Annotated in this window: 10 protein-coding genes and 1 pseudogene; 5 read left to right on the plus strand and 6 right to left on the minus strand. The window is 62.6% G+C overall.

Translation table 11 applies throughout. The features are described from left to right. Positions 1-175: pseudogene (locus tag EPO09_RS12245) on the minus strand (arsenate reductase (glutaredoxin)); the annotation flags it as partial. 72 nt (positions 176-247) lie between these two features. On the opposite strand from EPO09_RS12245, the gene EPO09_RS12250 reads away from it, so the two are divergent. After that, positions 248-934: a glutathione S-transferase gene (locus tag EPO09_RS12250; protein ID WP_290643460.1), complete on the plus strand. Its 687-nt coding sequence runs from the start codon at positions 248-250 to the stop codon at positions 932-934. A gap of 12 nt (positions 935-946) precedes the next feature. On the opposite strand, the gene EPO09_RS12255 is transcribed toward EPO09_RS12250, so the two are convergent. From EPO09_RS12255 to EPO09_RS12265, 3 genes are all read right to left on the minus strand, one after another. Beyond that, on the minus strand, positions 947-1,867 hold the full coding sequence (locus EPO09_RS12255) for a fatty acid desaturase family protein (RefSeq protein ID WP_367200069.1): 921 nt from the start codon (positions 1,865-1,867) through the stop codon (positions 947-949). A gap of 124 nt (positions 1,868-1,991) precedes the next feature. Beyond that, the gene (locus EPO09_RS12260; RefSeq protein ID WP_290643463.1) at positions 1,992-2,870 is read right to left on the minus strand and encodes a PaaX family transcriptional regulator C-terminal domain-containing protein; all 879 of its coding nucleotides are present in this window, start codon (positions 2,868-2,870) and stop codon (positions 1,992-1,994) included. A 78-nt stretch (positions 2,871-2,948) separates the two neighbouring features. Beyond that, positions 2,949-5,729: a LuxR C-terminal-related transcriptional regulator gene (locus EPO09_RS12265; RefSeq protein WP_290643465.1), complete on the minus strand. Its 2,781-nt coding sequence runs from the start codon at positions 5,727-5,729 to the stop codon at positions 2,949-2,951. 149 nt (positions 5,730-5,878) lie between these two features. On the opposite strand from EPO09_RS12265, the gene EPO09_RS12270 reads away from it, so the two are divergent. The 4 genes from EPO09_RS12270 to EPO09_RS12285 are packed head-to-tail and all read left to right on the plus strand — an operon-like array spanning position 5,879 to position 12,361. Next, on the plus strand, positions 5,879-6,877 hold the full coding sequence (locus EPO09_RS12270; RefSeq protein ID WP_290643467.1) for an HlyD family efflux transporter periplasmic adaptor subunit: 999 nt from the start codon (positions 5,879-5,881) through the stop codon (positions 6,875-6,877). A gap of 12 nt (positions 6,878-6,889) precedes the next feature. Beyond that, positions 6,890-9,631, plus strand: coding sequence for a ribosome-associated ATPase/putative transporter RbbA (gene rbbA / locus EPO09_RS12275; protein WP_290643469.1), 2,742 nt, complete (start codon positions 6,890-6,892; stop codon positions 9,629-9,631). Positions 9,632-9,634: 3 nt separating this feature from the next. Then, positions 9,635-10,759, plus strand: coding sequence for an ABC transporter permease (locus EPO09_RS12280; protein WP_290643471.1), 1,125 nt, complete (start codon positions 9,635-9,637; stop codon positions 10,757-10,759). A gap of 33 nt (positions 10,760-10,792) precedes the next feature. Continuing rightward, a complete protein-coding gene (locus tag EPO09_RS12285; RefSeq protein ID WP_290643472.1) occupies positions 10,793-12,361 on the plus strand; it encodes an efflux transporter outer membrane subunit in 1,569 nt (522 codons plus the stop codon). A gap of 3 nt (positions 12,362-12,364) precedes the next feature. On the opposite strand, the gene EPO09_RS12290 is transcribed toward EPO09_RS12285, so the two are convergent. Next, positions 12,365-13,462, minus strand: a complete 1,098-nt coding sequence (locus EPO09_RS12290; RefSeq protein ID WP_290643473.1) for a 2Fe-2S iron-sulfur cluster binding domain-containing protein — start codon at positions 13,460-13,462, stop codon at positions 12,365-12,367. 105 nt (positions 13,463-13,567) lie between these two features. Then, positions 13,568-14,743 (minus strand): alkane 1-monooxygenase, encoded by a 1,176-nt coding sequence (locus tag EPO09_RS12295; protein WP_290643475.1) that lies wholly within the window; start codon positions 14,741-14,743, stop codon positions 13,568-13,570. Positions 14,744-15,060 lie beyond the last annotated feature (317 nt).

Consider the following 15,060-nt stretch of genomic DNA (forward strand, 5'->3'; position numbering starts at 1 on the left):
TGACTTGGCGGGCACGCAGGCCGCAGTCCTGGATCAGCTTGACCAGTTGGGCACGATCAGGCGGCGTCTCCAGATAAAGAACGACTTCCGGCTCGATGCCGGCATTGCGGATCAGGGCCAGGGTGTTGCGGGAGGTGCCGCACTTGGGGTTGTGGAAGATGGTGACGGTGCTCATGGCGTGATCTTAAATGCCGGGCCAAAGCCCATGGGATCACGGGTGAATGACTGCCGTTGTATGCTGCCGCGCATGATTACCGTTCACCACCTCGAAACATCCCGTTCGCAGCGCGTGCTGTGGTTGCTTGAAGAAATGGGCCTGCCTTATGAGCTCAAGATCTACAAGCGCCATCCCGTGACCAAGCTGGCGCCACCTGAGCTGAAGAAGATCCACCCGCTGGGCAAATCACCCGTGATCACCGATGGTGATCTGGTGGTGGCCGAATCGGCCGCGATCCTCGAATACCTGGTGGAACGCTATGGCGCGCAGGCGCAAGGCGAGGGCGCGCAGTTGAGCACGCAGCCTGGTACGCCCGAGCACATGCAGTTGCGCTTCTGGATGCACTTTGCCGAAGGCTCGCTGATGAACTGGCTGGTGATGAAGCTGGTGTTCATGACCATTCCCACGCAGCCCATGCCCTTCTTCGTGAAGCCGATTGCGCGAGAGTTGTGCAAGCGCGTGCAAAAGCAGTTGATTGACCCGAACCTGCAAACCTCGACGGCCTTCATCGAAGACCATCTGGGCAAGAACAAGTGGTTTGCGGGTGATCGCCTCACGCTGGCTGACTTCCAGATGAGCTTTGCCGTGTCGGCCTTGATGTCGCGCGCAGACGATGCCGCGCGCTGCCCGAATCTGTCGGCCTACCTCAAGCGGATGGAAGCGCGGCCGGCCTACCAGCGTGCGCTGGCCAAGGGCGGCCCCGTTGTGATGGCTTGAATGATGGCCTGATCAGGCTTGCTGCCCGGCGCTGGCCAGTTGCAGCACCTGCAGATAGCTGGGCGGCTCTGGCACCTCGGTGCGTTCGCGCAGCCAGGCGTGCATTTGCGGCAGGCGGTGGTAAGGCACCGAGGCCATCAGGTGGTGCTCCATGTGGAAGTTCACGTTCACGGGCGCCACGGTGGCGCGGGCCAGCCAGCCTGCGCGTGTGGTGCGCGTGTTGCGGAACATGTCGGGCGAGCGATCCAGGCAGCCGTGCTCGGCGATCGAGCGGATGCGGATGAACAGGGGCAGAAAGGTCAGGAAGGCCAGTACCCAGGCGCCATACATCCACGCATGGCCGGTGGCTGCCAGCACACCCCACAGGACACCATTGGTGATCAGCATCGGGCCCATATTGCGCAGCGTGGTCGTGATGCGCTCGGGCCAGGTGCGGCCCTCTTGAGGCAGGCGTTCCACATTGTTGGCCACCGTCCATTTGAAGACGCCAGCATCCATCATGACCAGGCCGAAGATCAGCTTGAGACCGGTCAGCCCAAAGATGTCGCGGGCCATCTTGCGGATCAGCGAGGTGCGAGTCACCGGATAGTCCTCGTGCAGAGAGATATCGGGATCCAGGTTGGTGCCCGTTTTGGTGTGATGACCCAGGTGGTGCACCTTGTACTTGCCCAGGTTTTGCCAGATCGGACGGGCGCACAGCCAGTCGGTCAGTACATCGTTGGCCCAACGGCTCTTGAACAGCGTGCCGTGCGAGCCCTCGTGTTGCAGGATGGCCAGTGCCAGCTGGCGTCCACCCAGCACGGCCATGACTGCGACAAAGGTGAAGACGTTGGGCCAGCGCGCCAGGGCGGCAAAGGCCAGGGCGATGACGCCCCAGGTGGAACCCACGGCCCAGGCGCCCCACAGATCGGATCGGGCAGTCAGCACGGCCATCTGCTCTTTGGTGAACAGGTCTTTGAGGCGGCGTTTGGTGACGGCAGGCAGGTCAGTGGGCGTGGCCGTGAATTCGGGCTGTTGGGCAGTAGCGCTGGACATGGTCTTGTTTGTTTAGTGGCGTTCAGTGTGTAAGAGGCCCGCGGCCCTTGGATGCATCGTGTGCTTTGGCGGTTCGAGGCGTTTTAGCCGTGGCCAGGTGCTGGGCTTGCCGGGCTTGCAAGGCGGCGGGCAATTGCTCGCCCCAGATGTTTCGCCCGGCCTGGTCAAAGGCCACCACGGCGTCAGTGAACGCGCGTCGCTCGGCCACGTCAACCAAGGGCTCGGGCAGCAGAGGGTCAAACACCAACTGGCGAATGGCTTCATTGCCCAGCAGGTAGCACTCGCGTGCGGCCACTTCGGGCTCCAGTTCCGGGGCGTGGGCCATCCAGGTTTCGAGCTTTTCGCGTGTATGGCGGTAGGCCTTGCTGAGGGCCTCGCCTTGCCAGAGCGTGCGGGCACGCGCATCCAGTTCGGGGGCGAGATCTGTGGCGGCGAAGACGGGGGCTTCAGCTTCCAGGCCCAGTTTGTGCAAGCGCTCCCGGATGGCGGGGGCGTGGCCGATCAGGTTGTCGGGCCGCACATGCAGGGTGCTGTCCAGCTCTTGAAAGCCCAGCAGGGCCAGGGCGCGTTGCCGGGTGCGCAAGGCGGCGCGGTCGCTGCGGCCCAGATGGCCGGTGCTGACCATGATCCAGGCGCCGGACCAATCGCACACGCGGGATTCACTGCTGCGCCAACGCGAGAGTTCCTGCGCCAGTCCGGCGGCCTGAGGGCCCAGTCGGTACGCGCCACGCCCGGCTGATTCGATCATGCCGGCCGAGCCCAGGCGTACCAGGGCCACGCGGACGCTGTTTTCGCGGATGCCGAACAGGGCGCACGACCCCACGGCATCGGCGGCACTCAAAGGCGTGCCATCACTGGCCAGCAGCAGGTTGAGGATCAGGTTTTTGGGATTGGGCGGCATGATTCATTACAAAAATCTGTAAAAAATCATATCCAATGAAATGTTTCCTTGTCAATCGTGATTTGCGTTTGCTTGTAACTATTGGATGGCGCCGATGGCCCGAGCCTGGGTGAGGGCGCCTGTGCGGTTCTTGCTGCCCAGCTTGCCGTAGATGTTATGCAGGTGCCATTTCAGGGTGCCTTCGCTGATGAAGATGGCCTCGGCGATTTCCTTGTTGCTCAGGCCTGAGGCCAGTCTTTGCAGGATGGCCACCTCCCGAGGTGTCAGCCCGTGGTGTTGCGGCGCATCCTGGTCCTCGCTGACGGGCTGCGCAGCCCGTGCAGGCTTGCTCAGTTTCTGCCACAGCGCGTGAACGGCTTCAGGCAGTTGTGCGCTGGGCTTCCATCCCGTCAGCAAGGGGCGCAAGGCGGCTTCGTCGTCTTTGAAGATGCGCACGTGGTCATGTTGTGCGGCCAGGGTCAAGGCTTGGCTCAGGGCTTGTCTTGCATCGGGCTTGCGGTGGCCGGCTTGTGCCGCCACGGCTTGCAGGATCAGCAGTTCGATCTGTTTGCGGATCAGGCCGCGTTGCGCACAGCGGGCAATCGGGCCGGTCAGGTCGGCGAAGACTTGCGCAGGCTTGCCGGGCAACAAGAGGCGTGCGGCCACACGTTGCGCCCGGTCGGCCTGAATGCCACCGAGCAGGTCCTGGAAGGGGTTGTCCGGTTGTTCGTTCACCGACAAGGGGAAGACCTCCAGGCCTTGCGATCGGGCTAGCGTGCGGGCTTCCGTGTGTCGGCCTGCTCGGCACAGTTGTACGCAGGTCTCGGCCACGAGTGACACGAGCACGCGTGGCAAGCCTCGCCGCAAAGCCAGCGTTCGGCCTTCATGCAGCACGCTCAGGCCGCCTTCGATGTCGTGCTGGGCAAAGCGCAGGCGGGCACGCGTGAGCCAGCCAACGATGAGGATGTCGGCGCCGCCGTATTGGGCCAGGCTGTCAAGCGAGTGGTCCATGTGGCGTTGGGCACTGGCCAGGTCATCGGCTTCGTAATCGAGTGCGGCCAGCAGCGTGTGGTGCACGCTGGCATGGGTGCGGTGGCCGCCCATGTGGTGGTCGATCACTTGCAGGCCGCGCAGGCAGGCGGCTCTGGCCAAGGGGTAGCTGCCGCGCTTGAGGTGCAGCACGGCTTCCAGCGAGGCGTTCCAGGCCAGGCCATACCAGGCGTGATCCTGCTCCAGCCAGGTGCGAGCAAGCTGCGCCATCTGCTCGCCTTCATCCAGCTCGCCCGTGGTCTTGTAGCCAAAGCACAGCACATTGCCGACGATGCCGCGTTGCAGTGCCGGTGCGTGCGGCCAGCGGGCCAGCCAATCGCGTGCGGCGTGGCGGGCAGGGTGGCCTTGATCGGTCAGGCCCAGCGAGAGCACACGTTGAAAGGCCATGGCGCAATCGATCTGGTCGATGGTGCGCGCATCGGGTGTGTCGCTTTGGGCCAGGCGTTGGCGAATGGTGTGCAGCGCGCGCAGTTGGGTGGCCACTTCCGGCTTTTGTGGGAAGAAAGACAAGGCGAAGGCATAGTCGATCCGGATCTGCGGATAGCGGTCCAGCCACTCGGCGGGAATGTTGTTCATCCAGTGCAGCGCCAGTTGCAGCTCGCCTTGCTTTTGCGCGATATCGGGCATGCAGGCAGCCAGCCAGGGCGCGGCCAGTTCCCATGCCTGGGCTTCCAGCGAGTAGCCCATGGCCTCTTCGTGTTCGCCCTGTTGCCAGCACCAGTTGGCCGACCTGATCAGCACTTGTCTGGCTTCGTCTGGCGCGTGGCGCACGAAGTGCGCTTTGAAGCAACTGCGAGGCAGCTCGTGCAGGCGGCAGGTCTGCCCGCTGCCATCGGTCGGGATGAGGAGGGCGCGGATGCTTTGCAGGTGGGTCAGCAGGTGCCCGCTGTCATGCAGGCCGGAAGCCTCGCGTGCCAGTTCGGCATCGAAGCGCGTGAGCATGGACAAGCTGGACACCAGTTGGCGCCAGACCGGCGCCTGATGCCGGCGCAGTTCATGACACAGATGGTCGACGGTGTCGTCTTCGTGGTTGACGAACTGCTCGATCCACCGACTGGTTTGCGCCGCGTCTGTTGAGTGGCTTTTCAAGATGATGCAGGCCAACTCCAGTGCGGTCGGGTTGCCTTCCGTCTTGCTGAGCAATAGCTGGAAGTCGTCGTCGTTCAGGTGGATGCCCTCATGCTGATCACAGAAGTGCCGGGCTTCCTGTGCGTTGAACAGCAACTGGCGCTGATCGACTTCATGCAGCAGGCCGCGCACCCGCAAGGAGCCCAGCCGCCAAGGCAGATCGCTGCGTGAACCCAGTGTGATCTGGATCTGGTTGGGGGCGTAATGCAGCAGCCAGTCGATGATGTCCAGCACGGTTTCTTCATGCAGCACGTGCACGTCGTCGAGCATCAGCATCAGGCGATGCGGTGAGCTGCTCAGGTCCATGGCCAGGGATTCCGTCACGCTGCGGAACTGCGAGGCGAGCGTGTCGGACAAGTGCGCCAGCGTGGCGTCTCCGGCATGAATGCCGCTGCGCTGCAATGCAGCAATGAGATGCCGCAGGAAGCGGGCTGGGTCGTTGTCGCTCTCGTCCAGCGTGAGCCAGGCGCAGGCGCAGGCCTTCTGGCGCAAGGCTGTCATCCATTGCGCCATCAGCGTGGTCTTGCCATGGCCGGCTGGCGCCACCACGCTGACCACGGTGCATTGGCCTTGTTGAACGGCTTCGGGCAAGGCCAGGCGAGGTCGCGCCATCGGCGTGCTGGCGCCCAACAGGGGCCGCAAGCGCTCACTGGGCATGGCGCGCGACCTGTTGGGATGCGGCGGCGACATCGTGTCGTTCATCTCGTTCAAAACCTAACTTTTGCTAGGGGCCAAGCCCAACTGGTCTTGCCAGACTGGGCACCAGGCAAAGACCTGGGTCAACAAGGAGACAGCATGAACAAGAACGCGCATGGACACCTTGATCCAGTCGGGATTTGAAGGAGCCAATCGTGATTTACCGCAGTTTTGCAATGGGTTCTTTGGTATCAGCGCTGACCATCTCAGCCGCTTGGGGCACCTGGTCGGTGTTCAAGCCGACCGGCGCGGCAGATGATGTGATCAAGGCCAATGGCCGCATCGAAGTGGCGCGCATCGAAATCGCGACCAAATTCCCGGGCCGTGTGCTGGACGTGCCGATTCAGGAAGGTGACATGGTCAAGTCCGGCGACGTGATCGCCAAGATGGACACGAGTGACCTGGAAGCGCAACTGGTGGGCGTGCAAGCGATGCGCCAGCGTGCGGTTCAGGCCATGGCGCGTGCACAAGGTGAAACGCAGGTGCATCGCATTCAGGCCAATGTGGCCCAGATGGAATTCAACAACGCCATTGATCTGCAAAAGCAGGTGCTGGTGTCGGACTCGGAAGTCAAGCGCAGGCAGGCTCAGCGTGATGGCGAGCAGACCGGCGTGAACATTGCCACGGCGGCTGTCGGCGAGGCATCCGCCGCGCGGGACGAGGCGGATGCAGGCATCAAGCGCCTGAAGATCGCCATCGCTGACCACACCTTGCGCGCACCGGTCGCCGGTCGCATCGAGTACCGTGTGGTCGAACCCAGCTCGGTGATCCCCGCTGGCGGCCGCGTGGCGACCTTGCTCGACACGGCCCATGTGCACATGACGATCTTCCTGCCCACCAAGGTGGCCGGGCAGTTGCGAGTGGGCGACGAGGCCCGCATCGTGCTGGATGCCGCGCCGCAGATGCCTTTGCCGGCCAAGGTGTCCTTCGTGGCCGCAGAAGCCCAGTTCACGCCCAAGCATGTGGAAACACCCAGCGAGCGCGAGAAGCTGACCTACCGCGTCAAGCTCAGCCTGGCCGAGGATGTGGCGATTGCCAATGCTGGCTTGCTCAAGGCCGGTTTGACAGGCAATGGCTTTGTGCGGGTGCGCACGCCTGAGAACAGTTGGCCTCAACAATCGAACGCCGGTTTGCCATCGTCCTTCCCCAACTGATGGGGAGCGTTCATGGAACACGCCGTCGTCATCGAAGGCCTGTCGCATCGTTATGGCGCGCAGCAGGCTCTGGACAACATCGACCTGACTTTGCCCGCCGGGCGCACCATCGGCCTGGTGGGGCCGGACGGGGTGGGCAAGTCCACCTTGCTCAGCTTGATATCGGGCGTCAAGAAGACCCAGACCGGGCGCATGCAGGTGCTGGGTGGGGACATCAAAGACCGCGCCTTTCGGCAAGCGCTTGCGCCCAAGGTGGCCTTCATGCCTCAGGGCCTGGGGCGCAACCTGTACCGCTCGCTTTCTGTCTACGACAACATCGATTTCTCGGCCCGCTTGTTTGGTGTGCCGGAGGCCGAGCGAGACCAACGCATCCGCGCCTTGATGCAGGCTACGGGCCTGGGGCCCTTTCCTGATCGGCCTGCGGGCAAGCTGTCTGGCGGCATGAAGCAGAAGGTGTCGCTGTGCTGTGCCCTGGTGCACAACCCCGATCTGCTGGTGCTCGATGAGCCCACCACGGGTGTGGACCCGCTGTCGCGCAGGCAGTTCTGGGCCCTGGTTGAGAGCCTGCGCGCCTTGCGCCCTCAGATGACGGTGCTGGTGGCCACGGCCTATATGGAAGAAGCCGAGCGCTTCGAATACCTGGTGGCCATGGACGAAGGCCGCGTGCTGGTGTGTGCGCCCACGATCAAGGTGCTGGAAGAAACCCGCTCTGCATCGCTGGAAGAAGCCTATGTGAAGCTGTCCAGGAAGGGCGATGCCGCACCTTTGATAATCCCGCCCTTGCCTCATCACGACGGGCCGCCTGCCATGGAGGCACAAGGCCTGACCCGCCGCTTTGGCGATTTCGTGGCTGCACGCGATGTGAGCTTCTGCATTCCACGCGGTGAGATCTTCGGCTTCCTGGGCTCGAACGGCTGCGGCAAGACCACGACCATGAAGATGCTCACCGGCTTGCTGGATATCACGGAAGGCTCGGCCAAGTTGCTGGGCGAGCCGGTGGATGCGAGCGACCTGAGCACGCGCCTGCACATCGGCTACATGTCGCAGCTGTTCTCGCTGTATGAAGAGCTGTCGGTGCGCCAGAACCTGGATCTGCACGCACGGCTCTACCGCATGGACCCGGTGGTGGCCAAAGAGGCCATCGAGCATGCGCTTGATACCTTCGAGTTGCGCGAGCATGCCTCTACCTTGCCATCCAGCTTGTCGCTGGGCATACGTCAGCGCCTGCAACTGGCCGCAGCCTGCCTGCACAAGCCTGAGGTGCTGATCCTGGATGAGCCGACCTCTGGCGTGGACCCCGCTGCACGCGACATGTTCTGGCGCCACATGGTGCGCATGTCTCGCGAAGAGGGTGTCACCTTGTTCGTCTCCACCCACTTCATGAACGAGGCGCAACGCTGCGACCGCATCTCGCTGATGCACCATGGCCGTGTGCTGGCTGTTGGTTCGCCTGAAGAGTTGTGCGAGCGCCAGGGTTGCGAAACGCTGGAGCAGGCCTTCATCGATTACCTCGAAGCTGACAGCGAAGCCGAGCACATGGAGCCGATCCATGCGCAGGAAGAACCCAGTGCCGACGATCCACCGCCCATACTGGCCGAGCACACGCACACCGTGAACTGGCGAACCTGGATCGCCCGCATGTGGGCCTATGCCCGGCGTGAAGCCATGGAACTACGCCATGACACGATTCGCCTGTCTTTCGCCTTGCTGGGCCCGCTCATCGTGCTGTGCGCAGGCACCTGGGGCATGAGCTTCGACGTCGACCGCATCCGCTTCTCGGTGCTGGACCGCGATCAGACCACCGACAGCCGCAGACTGGTGGAGCACTTCGCGGGCTCGTCCTTCTTCTCGCCGCAATCGGAGTTGAACGACCCCAGTGAGATCGATTCAGAGATGCGTTCGTCTCGATCCTGGCTGGTGATCGACATCCCGCCCGGCTTTGGTCGTGACCTGATTGGCGGGCGTCAACCCGAAGTGGGCTTCTTTGTGGATGGCGCGACCTTAGTCCGCGCAGCCAACATTGCCAATGGCGCACGTGCTGTGGCCATGGAGCATGCGCTGGCGTTCGCACGGTCCGTGCCTGGTGTCGAGTTGGGCGAGTTACCCGTGCGCATTGAGCCGCGAATGGCCTACAACCAGGGCTTCATGAGCAAGTACGCCTTCGCACCCAGCATGTTGATGCTGGCCCTGACGCTGATCCCGTCCATGCTCACCGCGCTGGGTGTGGTGCGCGAAAAGGAAATGGGCACCATCGTCAACCTGTATGCCTCGCCCGGTGCGATTGGCGAGTTCCTGGTCGGCAAGCAACTGCCTTATGTGGCGCTCACGATGTTGAGCTACGCGGTGCTGCTGCCCGTGCTGGTCTGGATCCTGGGCATCCCCATCACAGGCAATGTGCTGGCGCTGACCTTGGGGGCGCTGACTTATGCCTTCGCCATCACCGGCCTGGGCTTGTTGATATCGGCCTTCGTGCAGACGCAGGTGGCAGCCCAGTTCCTCACGGCCATCCTGTGTGTGGTGCTGACCACCAACTTCGCTGGCTTGCTGACACCCATCTCGACCCTGGTGGGCGGCAATTACCTGATCGCCGTGGGCTTCCCCGCCTCGTGGTTCCAGCGGGTCAGCCTGGGCGTCATGACCAAGGGTTGGGGCTTGCAGTGGGCGCAGCTGGGCCCGGCTTGCATGGCCATGATGGGCTTTGCCGTGGCCTACCTGGTGCTGGCCAGGATGTTTGTGCGCAAGCAGGAGGCTTGAACCATGATCTGGTTGATCAACGTATTGCATCTGAGCATCAAGGAGTTGCGTTGCGCCTTGCGTGACCGGACGATGATGGGCGCCATCCTGGTGTCATTCACGGTGGCGGTCTATGTGGTGGCCACAGGCGCCAAGAGCGATGTCACCAACGTGGACATCGGCATCGTCGATGCAGACCGAACCGGCCTGTCGATGCGCTTGCGCGATGCCCTGCGCCCGCCCATGTTCAAGCCGCCCATCGAGATGTCGGCCGAAGATGCTCAGGTGGCTATGGACGAGGGCCGCCTGATGTTCGTGCTCTACATCCCCGAACACTTCGAGGCCGATGTGCAAGGCATGCGTTCGCCATCCGTACAGGTGGCGGTAGACGCCACGGCCATGGCGCAAGGCGGCCTGGGCATGGCCTATGTGAGCGAGATCATCCTGCGCGAAACACTGGACTACCTGCGTGTGAAGAACTTCGATTCCATGCTGCCTACACGCTCGGTGGTGCACGTGCTGTTCAACCCCAACAGCACGACGAGCTGGTTCACTTCCATCATGCAGGTCATCAACAACGTGACCGTGCTCTCGGTGGTGCTGGTTGGCGCTGCCGTGATCCGTGAACGTGAGCGCGGCACCATTGAGCACTTGCTGGTGATGCCAGTGCGCCCCAGCGAGATCGCGGTGGCCAAGATCGTGGCCAATGGTTTGTTGATCCTGCTGGCAGTCGGCTTGTCGGTCTTGCTGATCGTGCAAGGTTTGTTGAAAGTGCCTGTGAGTGGTTCGCTGATGCTCTTCCTGGCTGGCACGGGGCTGTATCTCTTTTCCTTGACCGCCTTGGGCATCCTGCTGGCCACAGTGGCCTCGTCCATGCCGCAGTTTGGCCTGCTCTCGGTACCGGTGTTCGTGATCATGTACCTGTTATCTGGCTCGGGCACCCCCAGCGAAAGCATGCCCATGTGGCTGCAGAACGTGATGCTCTTGTCGCCCTCAACGCACTATGTGCGATTGGCCCAGGGCATCTTGTATCGCGCGGCCGGCATCGACATCGTGTGGCCGCAGATGCTGGCCGTGGCCGGTATCGGTGGCGCCTTCCTGGTCATGGCCTTGCTGCGCTTCAGAGCCATGCTGGCTCGCCAGGGTTGATTTTTTTCGATTGATGGACTCATGGAGTTGCTTGTGAGTACCCCACACCACGCTGTTTCATTTCGCTTGCTCGCTGCGGCTGTGGCCGTTGCCGTGCTGCCTGCCTGCACGACCGTCAAGGTCGACATGCCTGAGTTGCAGACCGTTTTGCCCGGTCAGATGGATGCCGCCTCGCCTCGTGCGCCAGGTACACCCATGGCCGATCTGGCCAACTGGTGGCAAACGCTGGACGACCCCATCCTCACGGGCTTCATCGACGAAGGTCTGAAGAACAACACCGATGTGCGCGTGGCCTTGTCTCGTGTGAAAGAGGCCAGGGCCTATCTGGGCGTGGCCGAGTCCACCTATTACCCGACTGTTGAAGGCAGTGCCGGGGCAGGGCGCAGCAGGCAGAACACGCCCGTGCCGGTTCAAAACCAGCTCCAGATGCCGGCGAACCTGCCGCTCCCAATCCCCATGCCGCAGGTGGATACGCAGCCCAGCATGTCCTTGGGCAACACGCATGGCTTCGGGCTCAACGCCGTGTGGGAGGTCGATATCTTTGGCGCCCGCCACAGCGATGCGGAGATGGTGCGCCAGTTGATGTTCGGTGCGCAAGAGCAGCAGCATGGCGCCCAGTTGCTCGTGGCCTCCGATATCGCGAGCCGCTACTTCGAGGCTCGCGGAGCCGAGCGCCGCCTGATCCTGCTTCAGCAGGGCGTGACCGTGGCAAGGCGCCTTCACCAGTATGCTCAGGGCAGATTCAAGGCCGGGCAAACAACGGCCTCCGAGGTAGACCGCGCAGCCTTGCAGGTCGATTACACCGAGTCGCAGATCGAGCCGCTCAAGGCCTTGCTGCAAAGCCACATTCGGCGCATCGCTGTGTTGATGGGGCGCGCCCCGGAGACCTTGACCGCGCTGCCGCCACAGCCGGCCAGCTTCCATCTGCCAACCGCCTTGCCCGAAGTCATGCCCAGTGACGTGCTGGAACGTAGGCCCGATGTGCGCGGGGCGGCTCGCAAGGTGCGCTCGCAAGCCGCCAAGCTCGGTTCTGCCAAGGCCGAGTTGTTCCCCAAGTTCTATATTGGCTTCGGGGCCTTGGCCGGGCGCATGCACCCGGATTCAGCCGAGGGCAACAACTTCAGCGTTCAGAACCTGGGCATCGGCATGCGCCTGCCCTTGCTGGAAGGAGGCCGGATTCGCGCCAATATCGCGGTCAATGAAGCGCAGCTGGAAGGCGTGGCTGCCCAATACGAGCAAGCCGTGCTGACAGCGCTGGAGGATGTGGAAAACGCCTTCACGGCCAAGAAGGCCTTCGATGCACGCTACGACAAGTTGAGCAATTCAGCCAGGCTGGCGCGCAAGGTGGCCGAGCACAAGCAGTCTCTCTTTGTGGCAGGGCAGGAGTTGCTGCAACCCGCGCTGGAGGCCGAAGCCACGGCCTTGCAGCGGGAGGACGAAACGATCCAGGGCGATGTCTCGCGCGCCCTGTACACCGTGTTGCTCTATAAGGCCTTGGGCGGCGGTTGGTCCACCCAGCGTGATGCCTGGCCACTGCCTGTCAGCAAGTCTGCCGTCGCCGTGGCCAGTCCCCCGCTACCGGCTGGGTTGGAGGGGCTCTGAATGTCAGCCAGCCGGGTGAGCGGTGTGGCCGCTGTCCAGGAACTTGTCAAAGAAGATCTGCTTGGACGGCATGCCACCCTGCGTGAATACCTCTACGCAAGCGTCGATCATGGGCGGCGGGCCGCACATATAGGCGTGGTAGTCCGGCAGGCGCTCGCCCAGGATGGTTTTGAGGTGATCGGTGATCATGCCGCGGCGGCCCTTCCAGGGCGAGCCTTCCGCCTCGTTCGACAAGATGGGCTCGAACACGAAGCGACCCGTCCAGTTGCGGCGGATCTGGTCGATGGCATCCAGGCCATACAAGTCCTGCTCGGTACGGGCACCAAACAAAATGACCAGCGGCCGGTTGGCCTGCTTGTCTCGAATCGCCTGCTCCAGCAGCGCCTTGATCGGCGCCAGCCCGCTACCCCCGGCGATGCACACGATCGGGTTGGCGCTGGGGCGCAGGCAGAAGTCGCCATAGGGGCCGCGCAGCTTGAGCCACTGGCCCACGGCCGCCTTGGCGAACAGCCATTCGGTGAAGGCACCACCGGGCACCTTGCGGATGAAAAAATCCACCGCGTTGGGCTGCGCCGCATTGTGCGCCGTGGCGAACGAATAGCTGCGACCCTTGCCGGCAGCCGCACCGGCCTCATCCGGCACCACCAGCTCGGCATATTGGCCCGCCGTGTAGGTGAGGGGCTGTTCAGCCTGCATCTGCACATGCAGGATGTCGTGCGTGAGCGGCGTCAAGGCGGCGATGCGCGCCGAGGTCTCCACAATGGGGTGGCTGACGGCACCTTCGCGCAGGGTCACTTCCACCACCACATCCGATTTGGGCAGGCTCTGGCAGGCCAGGATGTAGTTCAGCTTCAACTCTTCGGCCGACAGCAGGTAGCTCTTGTCCGTCAACTCCTTGACCTTGCCCGATACCAGTCGGCATTTGCATTCGCCGCATCCGCCCACACGGCAGTTGTAGGGAAAGGCGATGCCCTCGTTCAAGGCTGCAACCAGCAGGCTTTCCTTGGCCTGCGCGGTCACGGTCTGACCGGGTGTGTTGATCTGCAGCTTGAACTCGGATGGGCCGCTGCCAAACAGGCGGCTAAACAGGCTGGGTGGCACGATGGGAATCCTGTCAAAACAAAGACCGCAAGCCTTGTTGGCCTGCGGTCGGTGTGTGCACCGATTTCATCGACGCACGGTTACTTCATCAGTGGTTTGCGCGCATCAAGCCAGCTTGGCGTTGATGATCTTCAAACCCGTCATGCCACTTTCACGGCTGATCTGCTGAGCCAGCTTGCGCTCGGCGGGCGAGGCATGCTTTTCATCCCAGTCGTTCAGCGCGGGCGTCATCAGGTGCTTGAAGAGCGGTGGCACCAGCGCGATCAGCAGCATGCCCAGGTAGCCGGCTGGCAGCATCGGGGCGTTGGGGTAGGCGTTGAGCGTCCAGTAGGGGGCTTCGCCTTCAGCGTGGTGGTGCGAGTGGCGGGCCAGGCTGTACAGCACATTGGTGCTGCCCCAGTGGTTGGAGTTCCACGAGTGGCGGGGTTGCACAGGCTCACCAGGCACGCGGACCAGACCGTAGTGCTCGAAGTAGTTGGTGATTTCCAGGTACTGCTTGCCCACGAAAGCCAGAATCGCCCAGAAGCCAAGACCAGGCAAGCCAGCGATGTAGTAGGCCGCCACAAACATGAAGATGTTTTCCAGATTGCCACGCAGGAAGGGGCTGGCAAACGGGTTCCACACCGACTTGCCCAGCTTGGCCAGGCGAGCCTTTTCCAATTGGTAGGCGTGCACGTAGCTCATGATGGTCGAGCGCACAGTGAACTTGTAGAAGCTCTCGCCGCGACGGCCCGTGGCAGGGTCAGCCGGGGTGGCCACGCGAACGTGGTGACCGTACACGTGCTCGATCCCGAAGGAGGTGTCGCAGGTGAAAGCCAGCATCCAGCGGCCCATGAACAGGTCGAATTTGCTGGAGCGGTGTGTCAGTTCATGGCCCGTCACGGTGCCGCCCACGGCGTTCATCAGGCCCACCGACACGATGCAGCCGGCCCACATGCCCCAATGGGTGGTGCGGTCACGTGCGGCAAACAGGTCGATGTCCAGGTGCTGCTGCACCCAGGCGCCAAAGCCCAGGAAGTCACCCGAACCCACCATCCAGATCACCATGAAGTTCAATACGGCCAGCAAAGGCAGGATCGTGTAGAGCGGCAAGTTCAGCAGGAACGCGTTCTGATATTTGGGCGGTTCCGACAGGTCATGCGGCAGGAACATGTCCGCCGACAGGAACACCGTCAGCACAAAGGCCCACGGCGCCCACATCCACCAGCCGCCATGGGAAATCCCCCACATCATCAGCGCGGACAACGCTGGCATCAGCCAGCCCTTGAGGTATTTCGTCATTTGCAGGTCTCCTGGAAAACATTTGTCTGACAACGCCTGATGCCTGAACTGCGGCGGCACCCGACTGCTGGACTGAGTTCCCAGGGGATTGGGATAAATCAGCCATGCATATAACTGTAGGGAGATCAAGAAATCAGACCCTGATCTGGACAGGGTGAAGGTCAGATGCGGCGTCTGACGATGGATAGATGGCGGAATGCGCATAGGATTGCCGCATCAAGAAATCGGCTGCGACGCGTTTGTCGTGTCCGATTCCCGCATCCTTGCCTGACCAATTTGCTCAGCCATGAAACCCGCCTTGTCTGTTGCCATTCCTG

The organism is Aquabacterium sp., assembly GCF_004297345.1.
GTDB lineage: Bacteria > Pseudomonadota > Gammaproteobacteria > Burkholderiales > Burkholderiaceae_C > Aquabacterium.